Raw genomic sequence first — 21,795 nt, 5'->3', positions numbered from 1 at the left:
TTGCTAAAACGGATTTATCTAATTTTAGAGTGGCAAACCATTAGGGGTTCAATAAACAATGAAAAAAGCCAACTTCGCTCAACCTAACGCTACGTCAAAAACGAGCAAAACCCTACTTAAACTGAGTACCTTGAGTTTAAGTATGCTGTGTCTAACCATGGCACATGCTGCCGACGCGGACTCAACAACTGAAGAAAAACCCACCAAGGTGGTTAAGGTCGCCGTGACGGGATCTTCCATCAAAGGCGTTGCAGCTCAAAGTGCCTCGCCGATTACCATTATCAAAGCCGACGACCTTGCTAAACAAGGCGTGACCACCGTTGAAGAAGCGTTAACCAAAGTGAGTGCTAACCAGGCTGGTTTCGCAACCGCCCAAAATGTGGGAGCAAGTAATACCGAAGGTTCATCAGCGAATTTACGTGCTTTAGGTACCGACAAGACTTTGATTTTATTGAATGGTCGCCGTTTAGCGTATAGCCCTTTTAGTACATCAACAACCAACTTGAATATTATTCCAATGGCGATGGTTGATCGTATCGAAATCCTCCGTGATGGCGCTTCTGCAATTTATGGGGCAGATGCGATTGCAGGCGTAATCAATTTTATTACCAAAAAGTCCTTTGAAGGATTAAATATTAGCGCGGGTTTAATCCAGCCTGAAGAAAGTGGCGGTGATAAGCAGGATGTCTCAATATTTGGAGGCTATGGAGATTTAGAGGAACAAGGTTTTAATGTGATGGGCGTCATTGATTACCGCCGTTCAAATGACATTATGGCAAGAGATCGTAAAGCCAGTAAACGAGGGGGGCTTCTTCCGGAATTAGGAATTGATGCAAGTTCAGCCAATGGTTTTCCAGCCAATTTTCGTGATCCGAAAACAGGAAAACTTGGCAACCCTTATGCAAGTACAGCATGTAATAATGCTCCAAATACCGTTTCAGATGGTGAACTGTGCTATCTAAATACTCAAGCATTGATCGGTATCGTTCCAAAATCAGAAACAATTTCTGCACTCGGACGCGGCACGTTCAAATTAAATGACAATTTTAATGCTATTGGTGAATATATTTATTCACGTAACGAAGTTACAACGTCTATTGCCCCTGATGTTTACAGCCGTTCGGTTACGCTTCCCTCAACAAGTCCTTATTACCCAGGAAATGGTATTACCCCTGCTGTCAGTGGTTTAAGTGGCGAACCTTTAGAACTTTATTTACGTTCGCAGGCAGGAAATCGTATATCTAATCCTGTCAATGAATCACATCGAGCACTACTTGCTTTGGAAGGTGAAGCGTATGGATGGGATATCAACACGGGGATTTCCTATGCACGCAGTGAAGCAACAGATGGTTTTGCTGGCGGTTACCTCAATCAGAGCCAAGTACAAGCTGCTTTAAATGCTGGGAAACTGAATCCATTTGGTCCAAGTGCGGATCAAAATATATGGCAATCATTTGAAGTTAAGGGAGATACCAATAAAGGCACCTTAACGGCAACGACATTTGACTTTAATGTCAGTCGTCCAATTTATACCCTTCCCGCTGGTGATGTTGGCTTTGCATTCGGGGGAAGCTTTAGTTCTCAAGACTGGAAAGCAAATGTTAACTCAGAAATTGTAAAACAAGTTCCAGGGAGCGGTATTGATCCAGACAAACCAGAAAGTAAAGGTAAACGCGATATCACAGCTGTTTTTACTGAGCTACATATACCCGTTACCAAAACACTAGAAGCCCAACTTGCTGCCCGTTATGACAAATACAGTGATTTTGGTGATACTTTCAATCCCAAAGTCGCCTTCCGTTGGGAACCTTTAAAACAGTTAATGTTCCGTACATCTTATAGTACAGGTTTCCGTGCACCAAGTCTGTATGACATCAATGCACCTCAGAGTAAGACCTATACTGGAGCGAAATACAATGATCCTGTGCTTTGCCCAAATGGCCAAGCCATCTCAGATCAATATAAGACCGAATGTAATACACAGTTTTATCGTACTCAAGGTGGAACTAAAGGTTTGCAACCGGAAGAATCTACCTCGATCACGGCTGGTTTCGTCGTAGAGCCGATTAAGAATCTTGTTTTCTCTGCCGACTATTACAACATCAAAATCGATGGACTGATTAATAGTATTGGTGAAGCCATGATCTTTGGTGATCCGGAAAAATATGCAGATCGCTTCATTCGTGGAGATGATGGTCGTCTCCAATATATCAATAGTGCATTAACCAATATGGGCGGGGTTAAAACTCAAGGGATTGACCTTGCCCTCAATTATCTCTCCCCAATGACCGTAACAGGTCGCTTTGGCTTTGGAATTGATGGTACCTATCTTATTAATTATGACAGACAAGAAGAAAAAGGCGGAACTTGGGATGGCTATGCAGGCAAGTACGATGATCCTGCAATTTTACGCTGGAAGCATGTTGCAAATGTAAATTGGAGCTACGAAAACTGGAAAATGGTATTCGAGCAAGAATTCTATCGAGGTTATAAAGACCAGAATGAAACGGGGGATGATAAATATGACAATCACCGTGTTAGTGACTACACCCTCTACAACATTTCAGGAACCTATAAAGGCTTTAAAAATCTAGAACTTACTGCAGGTATAAAAAATATATTTGATGCTGAACCATCTGCATCGAATGTATTAGACAACTTCCAATATGGTTATGACCCACGCTATAGCGATGTCACAGGTCGAGCATATTTCCTAAGAGGCACCTACAAATTTTAATACGTTTCGCCACTATGGCATGACTACTGTTCTGTCGTAGTGGTTCACCGTAATCCTCTGATTCATTGAACATTAAAGTGGTCAGTATCAATTTTAAATTGATGCTCTACGCCGAAAAAAGATGAATGCAAGATTACAATTTCAGGAGTAATTATGGGCATCCCCTTTTCTGAGAATGAAAATCAACCTGCCAAACGCCTTGTCGGTATTGGTCTGGTGTTATTTCTACATCTCATTATCGCCTATATTCTGATGACAAGTTTAGCGACTGACTTCATCAAGCCTGTCGATAAGCCTGTAGAACTACAGATTATTCAGGACATCAAACCACCACCTCCGCCAAAACCAGAGGAACCAAAACCTAAAGAAAAGCCACCCGAGCCACCAAAGATGGTTGAGAAAGTGGCCAAGATACCAGACCCACCTAAACAGGTGGAGAAAGTCACACCTGTACAAAAACCGGCACCTGCGCAACCGACCCAAACAGCAGTTGCAACACCGACACCGGCCCCTGCGACACCAAGTCCGAGTCCAGTGGCCGCGCCTGTAGCCCCATCTGCGCCTGCAGCTCCTGCCAAACCCGCAGGGATTTCACGTGGTGTTTCCGAAGGCGAAGCAGGTTGTCAAAAACCCGAATACCCGCGTGAAGCCTTGATGAATGAGGAAGAAGGCACAGTACGTATTCGTGTATTGGTCGATGCCTCAGGCAAGGTGATTGACTCGAAAGTTAAAAAATCGAGTGGCAGTAAAAGCTTAGATAAAGCAGCAATCAAAGCTTACAGCCTGTGTACTTTTAAAGCAGCGATGAAAGACGGTGTACCACAACAAGAATGGTACGAAATCGAATATCCATTCACGATTTCCTAAATAAATGCATTGAACAAACAAATTTTTGGAGAATTTAAAGATGACAAACACAGCAAAACGTATTTCTCGAATCGCAGCAATTGGCCTGATTGCAGGAAGTACCTTACTGCCCGTTGCAACGGTGTGGGCCGATGAAACCACGCAAACCACAGCGGTAACGGCGGTCACGACTGATGCCACGGCACAAGCAAATCCAACACCGCCCCCATTACCGGCAACTGTTGAAAAAGTCCATAATCCTTATGGCCTGGAAGCCCTATGGCGCGAAGGTGACTTAGTCGCGAAATCAACCTTGTTTATCTTGGTGCTGATGTCGATTGGGACATGGTACATCATTCTGTCTAAAGTATTTCAACAAAGTAAAATCAAGCGCCATGCTACAGAAGCTGAACGTAATTTCTGGGAAGCTGAATCATTAAATAGCGCAGCTGAAAGCCTCAATACCAATAGCAGTTATCGCTATATCGCAGAAAAAGGCATTCGTTCAACCAAACACCATGACGGCACCTTATTAGAACGGATCGACTTCAATACCTGGGTGACCATTTCAATTCAACGGGCTATTGAAAAAGTTCAAAGCCATCTGAGCAATGGCCTGGCCTTTTTGGCGACTGTTGGTTCAACCGCACCATTCGTTGGTTTATTTGGAACCGTTTGGGGGATTTACCATGCACTCACTGCGATTGGCATTTCAGGTCAGGCATCGATTGATAAAGTGGCCGGCCCTGTCGGTGAAGCCTTGATTATGACAGCGATTGGTCTTGCGGTCGCAGTACCGGCAGTACTGGGCTACAACTGGTTAACCCGTCGCAATAAAGCAGTCATGGACAATGTTCGTTCTTTTGGCTCAGACCTACATGCCGTACTTCTCAGCGGTGACTTAAACAGTAATCACCCAAACCGTGATTCTAAATAAGGAACACCATTATGGGCATGATGATTAATTCAGATCAAAATGATGATGATGTGATCGGAACGATTAACACCACCCCCTTAGTCGACATCATGCTGGTCCTGCTGATTATCTTTTTAATTACAGTGCCAGTGGTCACACACACCGTTCCGGTAAAACTGCCTGAAGAAAAAAATACACCTTATGCCACCACACCACAAAATATCCAGCTTTCAGTGAATGAAACCGGTGATATTTTCTGGAATGAACAACATGTTGCAAATAAGGAAACCTTACTTGCACGCTTACAGGCTGAAGCACAAGAACGTCCTCAGCCTGAGGTTCATATTCGTGGCGATCAACTGACACATTACGACGCGATTGATCAGGTAATCAGTACAACTCAGCAAGCGGGTATTGGCAAAATTGCATTTGTCACGACCCCACCTGCGACGACACCATAACAGGAGGACTCACCTATGGGTATGAATGTAGGTTCAAAAAATGATGAAGAAGATGTCATGCTCGACGTCAACATGACACCGCTGATTGATGTCATGTTGGTGTTGTTGATTATGTTCATCATCACCATTCCAATTCCAAACAATGCGATTAACATTAATTTGCCAAATGGCACACCACCACCGCCAACGGACCAGAAACCACCTGAGACCATCAATCTGCGGGTCGATGCACAAGGGCATATTTTCTGGAATGATCAGGCAGTGGCTGATCGTCAGGCACTAAAGGTTTTATTTGAATCAGTTGCCCAAAAAGCCGATCAGGATCAAATCAAGTTTAAGCCTGATGCCCAGGCAGAATATAAAAATATCGCCATGGTGATGGCACTCGCTCAACAGAGCAATGTCACCAAAATTAGCATCGTCAGTAATAACTAAAGAATAAAAATAAGAAATTTATCCAATAATGACAAGTTTGCTCCTACGCTAACAAGTTCGCTTGTTAGCTTTTTTTATTTTATTTCACTAATTACAATCGGAATCAGCTTACTACTCACTTTATAGCCTTGAGGTTTATTGTTGCAGGCATCCCCTGTCACGGTGGTTCGAATGACATAAGGTGAATAAGGCATCACATTTAAATAGCCTGAATTATCTCGACCAGTATGACAATCTTCTGCACCTGATTTTTCATCATAACGTCCTTCGTAAGAAGATTCTTCGACTTCTGCAATCAGCTTACTGGTCCATTGATTTAAATAAATCAGACTTTTACTCGATTCAACCGTGCCCTGTCCTGAGCCTGCGCTTTCAATTTCGATCAGTTGAATCGGTTTACCTTTATAAACAGTTGGATGTACTTTAAAACTATTCGATTGACCACCAAACGCTTTCAAGATTCGTGCCTGCTTTAATTTTGGACGGGTTAACACATAGCCAGCCCAAAAATTACGTCCTGCATTTTCAAAACTCACGCCCGATAAATAAGCTTCTTCTCCTGAGATCAGTTTTACGGCTTCAGTCGAGTCAATCTGAATGGCTTGGGGTGGATTGGCATTTGAATCTTGTAAGTTAGTGATCCAACTGATGATGGTTTTATCTGTTGGCACAGCAGCATGAGTTGTCGAAATTAGACCTGACAAGCAGAGGGTTATAAAAATAAAATTCTTTTTATTCATTATGATTTTCCTTTAGAAATAAAACCTGAAAGTAATCTTAGCGGAGTCTTCTCGATCTCTCATCTAATCACAGGAATATCATCTTACTTTTCAAAGATGAAAAGTAACAAAAATCTTTTGTTAGACTGACGGTACGTCCTTGCTACCGCAGTCTAACTTGGCGGCATCCTTGCCGCCCTCCACGATCTCAGATATTTACTAGACCATAAATACCTAAAATTATTTAAACTTTTCCAACTCAATCCATTCTGCTTCAGGAAAATACTTTGCCAAATAAGCTTTTAGATAATCAGCGGTATCTTTTGAAATCACCGGATCTTTCGACTCATCCTTTAAGTTATACACCAAAGCATGCAAACTCAAACCACGTTGCTTTAATGCCTCTAAACTCAACAAAGTATGGTTAATACTTCCCAAACGTCCTGAAGTCACTAAAATCACAGGAAATTGATGCTGAGCGATATAATCAATCGTTAACAATTCTGTTGTTAACGGTACCATCAAACCGCCTGCACCCTCCAATAGCACCACCTCAAACCGCTGAGCCAGTTCTTTGGTCGCTGCTTCAATCTTGGCAAAATCCAGATCACGCCCATCCAGTCGTGTGGCTAAATGCGGCGAGGCAGGATAAGTAAAAATTTCAGGCATGGTCAGCTTTTCATAGTCTTCCTGAAACCAGCCACTGCCCATAATTTCACGGTGTTTTTCGATATCTTCCGAGACATCCACATTCCCCGTCTGCACCAGCTTCTGGGTAATCACACGTCGCCCTTGTTCGGTCCAAAGCTTGGCGAGATAACCTGTGGCATAGGTTTTACCAATTTCGGTATCAATGCCGCTGACAAAATAAATTGCTGCACTCATGCTATTCTCCGTGCAATCACATAAATCGGATGATAAGTCAGGCAGAAACCCTGCTCATCATAAAACTGTTGATAATCTGCATAAAACTTCTGCAAGGATTGCTTGGTCCAGCGATGTGATTTTGCTGTTGCGGTTACCCCAGTCGCTTTCAAATGCTGCAATACCGATTTGGGATGATCAAAATAAACCTGCTTCAGTTCTTGCGCGATGCATAGCACTTCAAAGCCTTGCTGCTGCAACTGCTGTTGCAGCACATCACGATCGATATAATTTAAACCCTGACCTGTCAGCTGCTTAATTTCAGTGAGATTATCAGGCCCAAAGGTAGAAAAGCCGAAATATCCATGAGGGTTTAACGCCACTTGAATCCGTTGTAATAACGCGGGCAGGTCCATCATCCATTGCAAAGCAGAACTGGAAATCACTGCATCCAGACATTGCGGTAACGCCAGTTGCTCAATATCACCGATCAACCAATTAATCTTGTCGACGCTTGAAAAATGCTGCTCGACATCCTCATATAAATCGTTTAAAAACAGCTGTTCAACCTGAAAATGGGGCTGAAACAAATGAGTAAGATTACCCGAACCACAACCAATCTCAAGGACTGAGTCCAAGTTGTGTGGATAATATGCTTTCAGATATTCAAATAATTGCGCACTAATCTGTTTCTGTACCACAGCATGCTCGACATAGCTTTGCCCTGCTTTGGCAAAACGTTGCGCAACCAGTGCTTTATTGATGCTCACAAACACTCCACCAATTGCTCCAATTCATTTTTTTGCACCAAAGAGGTTAAAGAAATGCGTAGGCGTGAACTATTCTGTGGCACTGTTGGTGGACGTACTGGCATGGCATAAAAACCTTGTTGTTGTACATAGCGTGCTTTTTCAATCGCAGCTTGGCTTTCACCTACGATAATTGGAATGATATGACTGCTGGAAGGACTGGAGAAACCTTTTGCAATCACTGCCTGTTGTAAATACTGACTGATCTCAGCCAAGTGCTGACGCTGTGATTGCATGCTCAATACTTTATTAAACATGAAATCTGACCACGCCATCGAGATCGGCGGTAAAGCTGTACTAAAAATCAGTGGGCGCATTTTATTGACCAGATAATCACGGATGATTGAATCACAAATGATATAGCCGCCTACCGAGGCAATTGCTTTACCAAAGGTCCCAACCAAGAAATCAATCTGATCCAACACGCCATATTGTTCAGCACAACCCAGACCTTGCTCACCCCTGACGCCAATTGCATGGGCTTCATCGACATACAACATGGTTTTGGCAAAACGCTGTTTTAACTGCGCCAAAGCAGCTAAATCCGTCTCGTCGCCATCCATACTAAAAATACTTTCGGTCACCACAATAATGCGTTCAACTTGCTCATCTTGATGATACTTTTGCAATAACTGTTCCAGATGCTGCAAATCATTATGTCGATAACGCACATATTGAGCGGTTGATAATCGAATGCCATCAATCATACTGGCATGCACCAGTTTATCGGCCAGAATCACGGCTTTGCTATCACACAAGGCTGGCAAAATACCGATATTCATGTGGTAGCCACTATTAAAGAGTAAGGCCGCACGGCCAAAAGCTTTGCTTAGGCTATTTTCAAATTGTTCATATTCAGCAAAATTACCCGTCAGTAAGCGTGACGAAGATGAACTAAAAAGCGCTCGTTCGATTTTCAGCGTATCAAGAAACTCTTCTCTTAAAGTTAAATCAGCGGCAAGACCTAAATAATCATTGGATGCCAGATTCAACATAGTTCGATCTTGAATGGTGATCCATCGTCCAGATTGCTCATTTGAAGTGAATTGGCGGAAATTACCTTGCTGTTTGAGTTGCTCAAGCTGCTCGGCATAGTGATCAAGCAAGGACATTGCTATTTACTCCTTGCATATTTCTTACCACTTCACTCATCTGTGCTAATAAATAATGGAGTTCATTATCGCTAATCACATACGGTGGCATCACGTAGACCAGTTTCCCAAATGGCCGCACCCAGATACCACGCTCCACAAACTGTTGCTGTAGAGTTTTCATATCTACATTGCGGGTCAGTTCAACCACGCCAATTGCCCCTAAAACCCGTACATCCGCAACGTGGTCAAGCTGTGCCAAACCTGTTAATTGTTCAGCCAGAATCTTTTCAATCCGTTGAATATTGGTTTGCCAGTCCTGTTCCAGCAATAATTGAGTACTTCTTAAAGCAACTGCGCAGGCCAAGGGATTGGCCATAAAGGTTGGGCCATGCATAAATACGCCTGCTTCCCCTCGACTAATGGTTTCAGCCACCTGTTTGGTGGTTAAGGTTGCAGACAGTGTCATATATCCGCCTGTTAAGCCCTTACCCATACACATGATATCGGGTTCAACCTGTGCATGTTCCCAAGCAAACATTTTACCTGTGCGGCCAAAGCCGGTGGCAATCTCATCAAAGATCAACAGCACGTTGTACTGTTCACATAATGCTTTGGCCTGACGTAAATATTCAGGATGATAAAAACGCATGCCGCCTGCACCTTGTACAACTGGCTCGATAATCAGGGCTGCAATACTGTGATGATGCTGTTCAATCTGTTGCTTGAGTTGCTGAATATCCTCAGGATTCCATTCTCCGTCAAAGCGACTTTGTGGCGCAGGTACGAAAATGCGATTGGGTAAACTGGTACCAAAAATCTGATGCATTCCCGTGACTGGATCACACACTGACATTGCATTCCAGGTATCGCCATGATAGCCAGAACGGGTAGTAATAAAATTGGTTTTCTCGGGTTGGTTTAATGCAGTCCAATATTGCACGGCCATTTTTAAGGCGACTTCTACAGCAACAGAACCTGAATCGGCATAGAAAATCTTGTCCAGGCCCGGTGGCGTAATTTTTAATAAGAGTTTGCCCAATTCAATTGCCGGTGCGTGCGTCAGACCGCCAAACATGATATGTGCCATGTTCTGCAATTGATCTGCAACCGCCTGGTTCAGTTCGGGATGGTTATACCCGTGAATCGCACACCACCATGACGACATGCCATCCACCAGAGTCCGACCATCTTCCAGTTCAATAGTTGCACCATAGGCACGTTTCACTTTAAAAGTTGGCAGTGGATTTAACATCGAAGTATAGGGATGCCATATATGTTCTAAATCAAATAAATCGGTCATCCTTTACCTCATTTGCTGCTGTTTCAAAATTTACCATTTGCCTGATCACACTTTTCGATACTCGGAAATGTCATCTGCAACCTGCGTGGTATAAATAAAATACAAGGCTTCGTACACTTGATCAAAAGAAAAAATGAAAGAAGTGAACAGGTTTTGCAGATGACAAATGGTTTTGCCTACTTTTCCCGAAAGAAAAGTGGGTCGCCGAAGGCATATCCTGAAAATGGATGAGTACTCGGCACGATTCCGTTAGATCTATAAAATAGGTTTTATCTTAAACTTGTCAAAATCTAAAATATATTGCGAGAACTTTCAATTCAAGCAAGATTAAACTGTCTACTGAATAAAATCTTCAATTATTTGCACAGTCTGCTCTACCATAAAGCACGGAAAACCATGCGAGGCTCCTTCAATAGAAATAACAGATAAATTTTTTGCAGCTAAATCATCAATATTTCGGATAACTTGGTAAGGAACTAAAGCATCATGCTCTGCAAAGACATGCAACTGCTTACCTTGATAATTTTCATACAACTCAACCAAGTTCAATTGCTCCAGTAACTGTAATCCCTGCCGAAGCAAGGCAATCGACTGTGGACGAATCAATTTTTGCATCCCCACAAAATCTTTCTTTGCAGAATTTGCACCTTGACAGACCAACAACCCAAAACGCTTTAAAGTACTAATCGCATCCTGTTCAAATGACTTTTTGAACTGCATAAAGGTTTCCACAGGCATAGCAGTGCTCCAATCTGCTTGTGCTACAAAACATGGATTTGACGCTAAAGTAATTAAAACTTTCTGCTCAGCATATTGTTGTTGGATCTGATCGACCAGTAAAGTCGCCAGTTGTCCGCCAAGCGACCACCCAACAATCACATCGAACTTCACTGCATGTTCGACCTGCTGTTGTAAAATATCCTCATCCAGCGCATTAAAGATATTGATTCGCTCAACGCGATGTCCCTTTTGTTCTAAAGCCTCATGTAAGGGTTTTAATAATTCGGTACCACCACCCCAGCCGGTAATCAATAAAATCTTATAGGTCACGCGCTTGCTCAATTCCAAAAACTTCAACGCAGTATACCCCGATTAATACTGCTCATTATTTTCCAAATCTACCAAAAGCTGCGCTGGAATCACCTGCGCCCAATGCTGCTTAAACTGTCGATGGACTTGATCAATCTCAAAGGTACTGTTTCTTGCAACCTGTTGTGCATGCGCAATATCTTTAGCTCGCGTGTAGGCAAGTAAATAATCGTCGCCATTCAGTTCAAGTTGAAACCAAGATTCAACGGTTACCCCTTCAGCTTGCAGTGTTTGAATCGCTTCGGCTTTACGTTGTTGAATTTCACGTTGCCAGACTTCGACATCGGCCATGCTATTGGCTTTTAATTTAATCAGGACTGCACCAACCTCCATTAATTTTCCTTTTCTTTTTTAATCATCATTCGGTTTAAATATATAAAGCAGATCAAAATCCTGTAAAGAATTTTCTACCACATCCAATCTCTAAATTTGCTAAAGTAGGTTCTATTACACTTTGAGATCAACATGATGAATACGATAAAGTCCAAAGTTCTCGTTATATGTAGCTCACTTTTTTTACTCAGCGCACCGATGCTCAGTAGTGCACAAAGTACCTTATTTTCAAAACAAGATACTGCACAAAAAGAATGGGTTGGGAAATCTGCACCGGATTTCAAACTGCAGGACCAGAGTGGTAAATGGCATACATTGAGCCAATATAAAGGCAAATGGGTGGTGCTCTATTTCTATCCAAAAGATAATACGGCGGGTTGTACCCAAGAAGCCAATCAATTTAAATCACTCTATCCTCAATTTACCAAATCAAATGCTGTGGTGCTGGGTGTCAGTCTGGATGATGTTGCCTCACATCAAAAATTCTCGGAAAAACTCGGCCTGCCCTTCCCGATTCTTGCCGATGATCAGGGTGAACTGGCAACTAAATTTGGCATCGTCCGAAACCTGGGTATTACTAAAATTGCCAAACGCGAGAGTTTTTTGATTAATCCCCAAGGTGCCGTGATGTATCACTACACCAGCGTGAATACGCAAACTCATGCCGATCAGGTCTTGAAAGATCTCAAAACTTTACAAAGCAAATAATTGCGTTGAAGATTCTGAGTCAGCTTAATGAGTAATAATATGCCTAGCTATTTAAAGTCTAGGCATTTTTATACTCACTTAAAAATCAATGCCATTGGAATCATCAATCGGATTCTGATCCAGTGTAAATACAGTACGCTGATAAGGAATGCCTTCCAGATCATAGACCTGATAAACACAATCAAATAACAGCTGTAGGTCTTCACTACGATCCATTGCCCGTGCGGTCAGAAAGATTGGGCTGACAGCTCCATTATCCAGAATCGGAATGTAATTGAGATGGGGAAAACGAATAGTATCGGCACTGGCAGGAATCACACACAAACCTTCACCTGCCGCTACTAGACCTAAAGCCAGTTGGATTTCCCGTATCTCATGCATATTTTTGGGGACCAGGCTATGCTCGGCAAAAATATTCAGCAGTTGAGTCGAAAAATTAGGCTTTGGAGATGTGGGATACATAAACATCTTTTCATCAATCAGATCAGCCAGATAGACTCCTTCCGTCCGCTGCGCAATCGGATGGCTGGTATGCGCCGCCACCACCAGACGTTCCTTACGCAATAAAATTCGCCTAACCGCAGGATCACTAATCCGCAATCGCCCAAAGCCCACATCAATGCGACCTTCCTTTAAGGCTTGCACTTGTTCTGTGGTGCTCATTTCCACCAGTTGAATATTAAGATGCGGCTGCTGTTGCCTGAATAAATAAATGATCCGTGGCAATAGGCCATATAGCAACGACCCGACAAAACCAATGGTAACACTGCGTTCAATCAGTCCAATCCGTTTCGCCATACTTTTAATTTCTTCAGCATTAGACAAAAGTTTAATCGCATGCTGATAAAAGAAATGTCCGGCAGGTGTGGTTTGTAGAGGTCGACTACCGCGCTCAAACAGTTGAATACCCAACTCACTTTCCAGATTTTGAATCTGCCGGCTCAAAGGAGGTTGAGCAATAAATAGTTTTTCTGCAGCTTTAGTGAAGCTTTGCTCTTCAACGACTGCAACAAAATACCGTAAATGACGTAATTCCATGAGGTTTCCATACCTTTAAGATATATAAAAATATAAATTCAGTCTTAGACAGAGTTTACTCATTCTTTTAAGGTATAGACAAGAGATAAACCGATGAAGTTATGAATCGCTTCCGCTAGATTCCAGCTGCCCATATTCATTCTTATCGGTTCAAGCCACCACACTCGCTACATTCAACTTATTAGGATATCGAGACGCTTTAAGCGCAACTCGATGACTTCCGCAGTTTTGGAAAGTCGGAGAACGGACATGCCACGTATTCCTGTAATCAATACCAGCCATCTAGACCGCATTGATGAGTTACTGGTCGATAATATCGACACGGGTGAATTTAAACTTCATCGTTCAGTGTTTACCGATCAAGCCCTATTTGATCTTGAAATGAAATACATTTTCGAAGGCAATTGGGTGTATCTGGCCCATGAAAGCCAAATTCCCAATAACAACGATTTCTACACCACACACATTGGTCGTCAACCTGTCATCATCGCCCGCAACCGTAACGGCGAACTGAATGCCATGATCAATGCCTGTTCGCATCGTGGTGCCCAACTTTGCCGCCATAAGCGCGGTAACAAAGCCACTTACACTTGCCCTTTCCATGGTTGGACCTTTAACAACTCAGGCAAACTCCTCAAAGTCAAAGACCCAAGTGAAGCAGGTTATTCGGACTGCTTTAATCAAGATGGTTCACATGACCTGAAAAAAGTCGCACGTTTTGAAAACTACAAAGGCTTCTTGTTTGGCAGTCTCAATCCAGATGTACCCTCACTTGAAGAATTCTTGGGTGAAACCAGCAAAATCATCGACATGATTGTTGATCAATCCGAACATGGTCTGGAGGTACTACGTGGCACATCATCCTATACCTATGAAGGTAATTGGAAACTCACCGCTGAAAATGGGGCTGATGGCTATCACGTTTCAGCGGTACACTGGAACTATGCTGCCACCACACAACACCGCAAAGAGACGCAAGCTGCCGATAATATTCGGGCCATGAGCGCGGGTTCTTGGGGCAAGCAAGGTGGCGGTTCTTATGGTTTTGAAAATGGTCATATGTTGCTGTGGACACAATGGGCCAATCCAGAAGACCGTCCGAACTTCCCGAAAGCAGATGAATATACCGAGAAATACGGTGCAGCCATGTCGAAATGGATGATCGAACGCTCGCGTAATCTGTGCCTGTATCCAAACGTATATTTAATGGATCAGTTCGGTTCGCAAATTCGGGTATTACGTCCTATCTCAGTCGATCGCACTGAAGTCACGATTTACTGTATTGCGCCAAAAGGTGAAGCCCCAGAGGCACGTGCGCGTCGTATTCGTCAATACGAAGATTTCTTTAATGCCTCAGGCATGGCCACTCCCGATGACCTGGAAGAATTCCGTGCCTGTCAGGCCGGTTATGCCGGGATCGCACTGGAATGGAATGACATGTGTCGTGGTTCCAAACACTGGATTTATGGTCCTGATGAGGCTGCCAATGAAATTGGTTTAAAACCCATGCTCAGTGGGATTAAAACCGAAGATGAAGGACTTTATCTTGCCCAGCATCAATATTGGTTAAAAACCATGAAACATGCGATTGCATCAGAGAAACAAATTGCTGATCAGGGAGAAACAGCATGAGTGGCCAAGACAACCTAACTTTAGAAAATATTGCTCAGTTTCTCTATCGTGAGGCGCGCTTTTTAGATGATGAACAATGGGATGACTGGCTGAATTGCTATGCAACTGAGGCCAGTTTCTGGATGCCGGCATGGGATGACAATGACCAGCTCACGCAGGATCCACAGTCTGAAATTTCCCTGATTTATTACCCGGATCGTCAAGGACTGGAAGACCGTGTGTTCCGGATCAAGACCGAACGCTCTTCTGCCACCATGCCTGATACGCGTACTTGCCACAATATTGCCAATGTTGAAATCGTAGAACGCGACGGCGATAAAGTCACCGTCCGCTTCAACTGGAATACCTTGAGCTTCCGCTATAAAAGCACCTATAGCTACTTTGGCATGTCACGTTATGTGATCGATTGTTCTGGTGATCAGCCCAAAATCTTGAGCAAGTATGTCGTTTTGAAAAATGACTATATCAATCAAGTGATTGATATCTACCACCTGTAAAAATAGCTCTCCTCAGCCAAACGGACTGTTGGCTGAGGATAAAAGTTTCAAATATTTTGTAGGATACATGCCATGTCAAACCACAATATCGCACTTCAATTTGAAGATGGTGTGACACGTTTTATCAGTGTCGCTCAAGGTGAAACCCTGTCCGATGCTGCTTATCGCCAAAAAATTAATATCCCGTTGGACTGCCGTGACGGTGCCTGTGGTACTTGCCGTGCATTCTGCGAATCTGGCAGTTATGACATGCCGGAAGAAAGCTATATCGAAGATGCCCTCACCCCAGAAGAAGCAGAGCAAGGCTATATTCTGGCGTGCCAATGCCGCCCAAGTTCAGATGCCGTATTCCAGATTCAGGCTTCATCTGATGTCTGTAAAACCGAAATTCATGCTTTCCAAGGCACATTGGCTCGGGTCGAAAATCTTTCTGACTCGACCATTACTTTTGATATCCAGCTGGATGAAGGTCAGCCCGATATTCATTTCCTTGCAGGACAATATGTCAATGTCGCTATTCCTGAAACAGGTGAAACCCGTTCATATTCATTTAGCTCAAAGCCGGGCAATCGCTTAACAGGTTTTGTGGTGCGTAATGTCCCAAATGGTAAAATGAGCGATTTCTTAAGCAAGACCGCACAAGCGGGCGATAAAATGACCTTTACCGGTCCTTTCGGTAGCTTTTATCTACGCAATGTAACGCGACCTGTGCTGATGCTGGCAGGTGGTACTGGTATTGCGCCTTTTATGTCGATGCTACAGGTGCTGGAAGAAAAAGGTTCTAACCAACCTGTACGTTTAGTGTTTGGCGTGACCAACGACTTTGATCTGGTGGCTTTAGAAAAACTGAATGAGTTGCAGGCGAAATCTCCCTGGTTTGAATATCGGACCGTGGTTGCTCATCCTGACAGTCAGCATGCGCGTAAAGGTTATGTCACAGGCCATATCGAATCTGAATGGCTAAACAGTGGCGATGTTGATGTGTATCTGTGTGGTCCTGTACCGATGGTCGAAGCCGTCCGTGGCTGGTTAGATGCTGAACAGATCAAACCTGCCAACTTCCTGTTTGAGAAATTCTCAGCAAACTAATTCAAGGTGAGAAAGTTATCCATGTCAAACCTGCAAAGATTTAGCGATAAAGTGGTGATTGTCACAGGTAGTGCTCAAGGCATTGGTCGTGGGGTGGCGCTACAACTGGCGGCGGAAGGTGCACAACTGGTTCTGGCCGACCTTTCCAATTATGTGCAGGAGGTACTGAACGAAGTCAAAGCCATAGGTGCTGAGGCCATTACGGTTCAAGCCGATCTGGAAAGCTTTGCAGGTGCACAAAGCGTCGTTAGCAGAGCCATTGAATATTTTGGCCGGGTCGATGTGCTGATCAACAATGTCGGTGGTGCAATCTGGATGAAACCTTTTCAGGAATTCTCTGAAGAGGAAATTATCAAGGAAGTGAATCGCTCGTTGTTTCCAACGTTATGGTGCTGCCGAGCGGTCTTGCCTGCAATGATTCAGCAACAGGCTGGTGTGATCGTCAATGTTTCATCGATTGCGACTCGCGGCATTAACAGAATTCCCTACTCTGCCGCTAAAGGTGGCGTCAACGCACTGACAGCGTCGCTGGCCTTTGAACATGCCAAAGATAGAATTCGTGTCAATGCCATCGCTACAGGTGGCACCGAAGCCCCACCACGTAAAGTGCCACGCAATAACAATCCACTCAGTCAAAATGAAAAAGACTGGATGCAACAAGTGGTGGATCAAACCATAGATCGCACCTTCATGGGCCGTTATGGCAGTATTGAGGAACAAGTCAAAGCCATTGTCTTCGTTGCCTCCGATGATGCCTCTTATATCACCGGCAGCGTCATTCCCGTGGGAGGTGGAGATCAGGGTTAAGCCTGATCTTTTGTATTTCAGATAAAGTACCGGATGTGCATGGAGGCCATCACCCAATGACAACTTTACTCAAAACATTAAAACGAGATTGGTCCATTTCAGCTACGGTTGCTGGTTTTCTTGCAGTTCTGATTTCTTATTCAGGACCACTCATTATCTTTTTTCAGGCGGCGCAACGTGCCCATGTCTCAACCGAGATGATGGTGTCATGGATCTGGGGCATTTCGATTGGTGCTGCGGTAGCGGGGATTTATCTCTCGATAAAATATAAAACCCCAGTCATTACCGCATGGTCTGCACCCGGTACCGCCTTATTGGTAACGCTATTTCCTGACATTTCACTGAATGAAGCGGTTGCTGCCTATATCACCTCCGCCATCGTGATTTTTCTGATTGGGATTACAGGCTGTTTCGACAAACTACTGAAATGGATTCCGCAAGATGTTGCTGCAGGGATGATGGCGGGAATCCTGTTCCAGTTTGGCATCAATCTGTTTACGGCTTCAGATCATATGCCGCTGATTGTGTTTAGCATGCTGATTGTGTTCTTGGTCGCTAAAAGGCTGATGCCGCGCTACACCATGATTTGGGTGTTAGCTGCTGGAGTTTTATTAAGCCTCATTTTAGGCAAAATGAATCCGGTTGATGTGAGTTTTAGTTTAGCTATTCCGCAGTGGATTAGCCCAGAATGGACATGGAACTCAACACTCAACCTCGCTGTTCCTCTCATTTTAGTCAGTCTAACCGGCCAGTTTTTACCAGGTATGGCGATCATGAAACTGAGTGGCTATGACACGCCTGCCAAACCCATTATCAGTGCTACCAGTATTGCCTCTCTTGCTGTGGCTTGTGTTGGTGGAATTACCATCGTCCTCGCTTCGATTACAGCGGCCTTGTGTATGGGCAAAGATGCACATGAACTGAAAGAAAAACGCTATATCGCAGGGATTGCCAACGGGATTTTTTATATTCTCGGCGGACTGTTTGCAGGCAGTCTTGTGATGCTGTTTAGTTTGCTGCCTAAAGAGCTGGTTGCGGCTTTGGCTGGTCTCGCCTTACTCGGCGCAATTGCAACCAATATCACCGCTGCCATGCAGAATCCTCAACACCGTGATGCTGCACTGATTACTTTTCTGGCAACCGCTTCTGGCATGCATTTTCTAGGCTTAAGTTCAGTCTTCTGGGGGATTTGTATTGGCGTTATTGCTCATCTTATTCTCACACCAAGTAAACAGCCTGTTGCGTCTTAACAACTTCCATATCTCCTCTTTTTACGACTTCCCCCCTCATGTGATTAGAAAACCTGAGCAATATTCAGGTTTTCTTTTTTGTATTTTAAAATACCCACGACCCAATAAATGCCTGAATGATAAATCCGCAATTATTCGGCCTTTTAAACCTGACTAAAATAAGCCATTTTTTTAATAAGAACCTTATTTATTCACTTATGATTATTCATCCAAAAATATTTAAAAACGCCCCTTTAAAATAACTATTATTCTCGTATTTTAATATTTAACACTAATTCACCCTTTTATGCCGCAGCATAAAAACATAAATTAAAAATAATATTTTTCAAATATTTAAGCAGCAAAAATCACAATACCTTAAAGACATAAAGATATATCAATTAGGTTTTTGACTCTACCCCGATAACAAAATAGCTTAATAAAAAATAACTCGATACTTCACAAATTGGAGGTGAAGCAATGGACACAAACAAGGTCAATATTAATGACATTATTGATAAAGCCCGTTTTACGGCATTTCACTGGAAGGTTTTAATCTGGTGCCTGATCATTATTATTTTTGACGGTTATGATCTGGTTATTTACGGCGTCGCCTTACCCCTGCTGATGCAGCAATGGTCACTGACTGCCGTGCAAGCAGGATTGCTTGCCAGTGCAGCGTTGTTCGGAATGATGTTTGGTGCCATGATTTTTGGCACACTCTCAGACAAACTCGGTCGTAAAAAAACCATTCTGATCTGTGTCACTTTATTTAGTGGCTTTACTTTCTTAGGTGCTTTTGCGAAAAGCCCCACTGAATTTGCCATTTTACGTTTTATCGCAGGGCTTGGCATTGGTGGTGTGATGCCAAACGTTGTCGCATTGATGACCGAATATGCGCCGAAAAAAATCCGCAGTACCTTAGTCGCACTGATGTTTAGCGGCTATGCCATTGGCGGCATGAGTTCTGCCTTACTGGGTGCATGGTTAGTCAAAGATATGGGCTGGCAGATCATGTTTTTAATTGCGGGCATTCCGCTGTTACTGTTGCCTGTAATCTGGAAATTCCTGCCTGAATCTCTGGCATTTTTAGTGAAATCGAACCATCATGATCAGGCCAAAATGATTGTCACTAAAATTTCACCTGAAACTGAATTAACCGACAACTCAGCGCTGGTTCTAAATGAAAGTACCAGCACTGATGCCCCTGTTCGTGCCCTATTCCAGCAAGGTCGTAGCTTTAGCACCTTTATGTTCTGGATTGCCTTCTTTATGTGTCTGTTGATGGTCTATGCGCTAGGTAGCTGGTTACCAAAACTGATGCTACAGGCGGGCTATTCATTAGGTGCCAGTATGCTGTTCCTGTTTGCACTGAATATTGGCGGCATGGTCGGTGCAATTGGCGGGGGCGCATTAGCGGATAAATTCCATTTAAAACCCGTGATTACCAGCATGTTTGTGATCGGTGCTGCTGCCCTGATCTTACTGGGTTTCAATAGCCCACAATTTATCTTGTATAGCCTGATTGCAATTGCTGGTGCCGCAACCATTGGCTCACAAATTTTGCTCTATACCTTTGTGGCCCAATTCTACCCTACCGCAGTACGTTCAACCGGTATGGGTTGGGCCTCAGGCATTGGTCGAATTGGTGCCATCATCGGTCCTGTGTTAACCGGTGCTTTACTCACCTTTGAATTGCCCCATCAAATGAATTTTCTCGCCATCGCGATTCCCGGCATTATCGCGGCACTCGCCATCTTCCTGGTGAATTTAAAAGTCTCTGTTGCAGCTCAACCCGCGACCCGTTTTAACTCCCAACCTTCATTGACTCAGCAATAAAACTACGTGCACCGAGGACGGGTGCACTGACTTCGGATATGGATTATGAAATTATTACAGTACTTTTCCCCTTCGCACTTAACGATTGCAACCTTATTGGCAATGGGCGGCCTGGCTTGCCCAATGGTTTTTGCTGCCGAGATGACCCAGCCCGCTCAGGATGAATGGAAATTTACCCTGAAAAATGCCTATATCAATCGCAACTATGACAACCCAAGCCTGAAAGATACCGGAAGCTGGTCACAAGCGGCGTCTTTATTCTACAAATCCAATATGCAGGATACGCCACTGCAAATCGCAGACAAAGCCATCACCATTGGGGCGGATGCTTCGGTACAATATGCAGTCCGTTTAAGCAAGGATAAGCATGTGGCGGATACGGTGTTGCCCTTTGACACCCAAACCCAATCACAAGCCTCTGATTATTTAAAATATGGTGCGACCCTGAAACTGGGCTATGACAAAACACTGCTCAGTGTCGGTGAACTCTGGCTGGATTTGCCTGTAACCGCAGTAGATGCCAGTCGTCAGTTATTGGCTTCCTATTGGGGCACCAATTTAAAGTCACAGCTTTCTGATCAGCTCTATACCGAAATAGGCCGAGTCACCAAAGTATCGCCACGCAACGAAGAAGATTTTAAAAAGTTCTCCTTTACCGCGAATGGCAAAACCGTTTATTCGGATGGTCTAAATTATCTGGATCTGCGTTATCAACTGACACCTTCATTGAAGGCCGAATACTACTTCGGTAATTTAGAAGACCTCTACAATAAACACTATGTCGGGCTAGAGCATACCTGGAAACAACCCGGCTTCACCCTGAACTCCAAGTTTAAATACTTCAATGCCAAAAATGACGGTAGCAACTTTGATATTGATGCGCAAAATATTGGTGTTCTGGAAATGCTAAAAGTGAATCATCAGTCTTTTGGTTTGGGCTATCAACAGATTATCGGGGAGTCTGCTTATCCTTTACCTGATGGTTTCCTGCCTGAAACCTATTTTATCAACTGGAATGCCACAGGTTTCTTTAAAAAGAATGAAAAGTCTTATCACTTGATGTATGGCTATGATTTTAACGACTATGTGCCTGGGCTGAATGCGATGGTGAAATATGTCTATGGACATGACTTTAAGGCAGCCAATGGTGAGAAAAACCATGAGACCGAGTCCAATCTTATTGTGAATTATGCCTTTCAGCAGCCGTATCTCAAAGGCTTTGCTTTGCAATACATCCGCATTGACTATGATGTGAAACATGGTAATGACTTTGGTGAAGACCGCTTATTTGTGAACTATAGTAAAAAATTCTAAGTCTTATATTTCTTCCTCACAAAAAAAGAGAACTTCAGA

General features: G+C 43.5%; 21 protein-coding genes. 13 read left to right on the top strand and 8 right to left on the bottom strand.

What is annotated here, in order from left to right; translation table 11 throughout:
• Positions 1 to 58: 58 nt before the first annotated feature.
• The 5 genes from JO943_RS15745 (at position 59) to JO943_RS15725 (ending at position 5,395) form a co-directional block, all read left to right on the top strand.
• Positions 59 to 2,737, top strand: coding sequence for a TonB-dependent receptor (locus tag JO943_RS15745; RefSeq protein WP_202741275.1), 2,679 nt, complete (start codon positions 59 to 61; stop codon positions 2,735 to 2,737).
• A 153-nt stretch (positions 2,738 to 2,890) separates the two neighbouring features.
• Positions 2,891 to 3,604, top strand: a complete 714-nt coding sequence (locus JO943_RS15740; RefSeq protein WP_199974355.1) for an energy transducer TonB — start codon at positions 2,891 to 2,893, stop codon at positions 3,602 to 3,604.
• Positions 3,605 to 3,644: 40 nt separating this feature from the next.
• Entirely contained in the window at positions 3,645 to 4,520 is an 876-nt protein-coding gene (locus tag JO943_RS15735) for a MotA/TolQ/ExbB proton channel family protein (protein WP_202741274.1), read from the top strand.
• A gap of 11 nt (positions 4,521 to 4,531) precedes the next feature.
• Positions 4,532 to 4,960, top strand: a complete 429-nt coding sequence (locus JO943_RS15730) for an ExbD/TolR family protein (RefSeq protein ID WP_202741273.1) — start codon at positions 4,532 to 4,534, stop codon at positions 4,958 to 4,960.
• 15 nt (positions 4,961 to 4,975) lie between these two features.
• Positions 4,976 to 5,395: an ExbD/TolR family protein gene (locus tag JO943_RS15725; protein WP_005228998.1), complete on the top strand. Its 420-nt coding sequence runs from the start codon at positions 4,976 to 4,978 to the stop codon at positions 5,393 to 5,395.
• Positions 5,396 to 5,469: 74 nt separating this feature from the next.
• Here the strand turns inward: JO943_RS15725 and JO943_RS15720 are convergent, their stop codons facing one another.
• From JO943_RS15720 to JO943_RS15690, 7 genes are all read right to left on the bottom strand, one after another.
• Positions 5,470 to 6,135, bottom strand: coding sequence for a hypothetical protein (locus JO943_RS15720; protein ID WP_005228997.1), 666 nt, complete (start codon positions 6,133 to 6,135; stop codon positions 5,470 to 5,472).
• Positions 6,136 to 6,354: 219 nt separating this feature from the next.
• Entirely contained in the window at positions 6,355 to 6,999 is a 645-nt protein-coding gene (bioD, locus tag JO943_RS15715; protein ID WP_202741272.1) for a dethiobiotin synthase, read from the bottom strand.
• A complete protein-coding gene (gene bioC, locus JO943_RS15710) occupies positions 6,996 to 7,748 on the bottom strand; it encodes a malonyl-ACP O-methyltransferase BioC (RefSeq protein ID WP_202741271.1) in 753 nt (250 codons plus the stop codon). The genes bioD and bioC overlap by 4 nt, the downstream gene beginning before the upstream one ends.
• Positions 7,745 to 8,899 (bottom strand): 8-amino-7-oxononanoate synthase, encoded by a 1,155-nt coding sequence (locus JO943_RS15705; protein ID WP_202741270.1) that lies wholly within the window; start codon positions 8,897 to 8,899, stop codon positions 7,745 to 7,747. Before JO943_RS15705 ends, bioC begins: the two co-directional genes overlap by 4 nt.
• A complete protein-coding gene (gene bioA / locus JO943_RS15700) occupies positions 8,886 to 10,181 on the bottom strand; it encodes an adenosylmethionine--8-amino-7-oxononanoate transaminase (protein ID WP_202741269.1) in 1,296 nt (431 codons plus the stop codon). The genes JO943_RS15705 and bioA overlap by 14 nt, the downstream gene beginning before the upstream one ends.
• Positions 10,182 to 10,517: 336 nt before the next feature.
• Positions 10,518 to 11,231: a hydrolase gene (locus tag JO943_RS15695; RefSeq protein WP_202741268.1), complete on the bottom strand. Its 714-nt coding sequence runs from the start codon at positions 11,229 to 11,231 to the stop codon at positions 10,518 to 10,520.
• Between the two features lie 42 nt (positions 11,232 to 11,273).
• Complete coding sequence (locus tag JO943_RS15690) at positions 11,274 to 11,603, bottom strand: DUF6176 family protein (RefSeq protein WP_202741267.1); 330 nt, start codon at positions 11,601 to 11,603, stop codon at positions 11,274 to 11,276.
• Between the two features lie 132 nt (positions 11,604 to 11,735).
• Here JO943_RS15690 and JO943_RS15685 point away from each other — a divergent pair, with 132 nt between their 5' ends.
• Positions 11,736 to 12,311, top strand: coding sequence for a peroxiredoxin (locus JO943_RS15685; RefSeq protein ID WP_202741266.1), 576 nt, complete (start codon positions 11,736 to 11,738; stop codon positions 12,309 to 12,311).
• 78 nt (positions 12,312 to 12,389) lie between these two features.
• Here JO943_RS15685 and JO943_RS15680 read toward each other — a convergent pair whose 3' ends face one another.
• Positions 12,390 to 13,349 (bottom strand): LysR family transcriptional regulator, encoded by a 960-nt coding sequence (locus JO943_RS15680; protein WP_005283809.1) that lies wholly within the window; start codon positions 13,347 to 13,349, stop codon positions 12,390 to 12,392.
• Positions 13,350 to 13,598: 249 nt separating this feature from the next.
• Between JO943_RS15680 and benA the strand changes: the two genes are divergently transcribed.
• The 7 genes from benA (at position 13,599) to JO943_RS15645 (ending at position 21,756) form a co-directional block, all read left to right on the top strand.
• Positions 13,599 to 14,981 (top strand): benzoate 1,2-dioxygenase large subunit, encoded by a 1,383-nt coding sequence (gene benA, locus JO943_RS15675; RefSeq protein WP_032874766.1) that lies wholly within the window; start codon positions 13,599 to 13,601, stop codon positions 14,979 to 14,981.
• Positions 14,978 to 15,478, top strand: a complete 501-nt coding sequence (gene benB / locus JO943_RS15670; protein ID WP_202741265.1) for a benzoate 1,2-dioxygenase small subunit — start codon at positions 14,978 to 14,980, stop codon at positions 15,476 to 15,478. The genes benA and benB overlap by 4 nt, the downstream gene beginning before the upstream one ends.
• Positions 15,479 to 15,550: 72 nt before the next feature.
• Complete coding sequence (gene benC, locus JO943_RS15665) at positions 15,551 to 16,567, top strand: benzoate 1,2-dioxygenase electron transfer component BenC (RefSeq protein ID WP_199974382.1); 1,017 nt, start codon at positions 15,551 to 15,553, stop codon at positions 16,565 to 16,567.
• 21 nt (positions 16,568 to 16,588) lie between these two features.
• Positions 16,589 to 17,374: a benzoate diol dehydrogenase BenD gene (benD, locus tag JO943_RS15660; protein ID WP_199974384.1), complete on the top strand. Its 786-nt coding sequence runs from the start codon at positions 16,589 to 16,591 to the stop codon at positions 17,372 to 17,374.
• A 56-nt stretch (positions 17,375 to 17,430) separates the two neighbouring features.
• Positions 17,431 to 18,624: a benzoate/H(+) symporter BenE gene (benE, locus tag JO943_RS15655; protein WP_202741264.1), complete on the top strand. Its 1,194-nt coding sequence runs from the start codon at positions 17,431 to 17,433 to the stop codon at positions 18,622 to 18,624.
• A gap of 459 nt (positions 18,625 to 19,083) precedes the next feature.
• Positions 19,084 to 20,442 carry an aromatic acid/H+ symport family MFS transporter gene (locus JO943_RS15650; RefSeq protein WP_005228982.1) on the top strand — a complete coding sequence of 453 codons (1,359 nt, stop codon included), beginning with the start codon at positions 19,084 to 19,086 and terminating at the stop codon, positions 20,440 to 20,442.
• A gap of 45 nt (positions 20,443 to 20,487) precedes the next feature.
• A complete protein-coding gene (locus JO943_RS15645) occupies positions 20,488 to 21,756 on the top strand; it encodes an OprD family outer membrane porin (protein ID WP_202741263.1) in 1,269 nt (422 codons plus the stop codon).
• Positions 21,757 to 21,795: the final 39 nt, after the last annotated feature.

It is taken from the genome of Acinetobacter sp. 'aerobic (ED)' (assembly GCF_904886855.1).
Lineage (GTDB): Bacteria > Pseudomonadota > Gammaproteobacteria > Pseudomonadales > Moraxellaceae > Acinetobacter > Acinetobacter courvalinii.
This window is presented reverse-complemented; position numbering and strand designations above follow the sequence as displayed.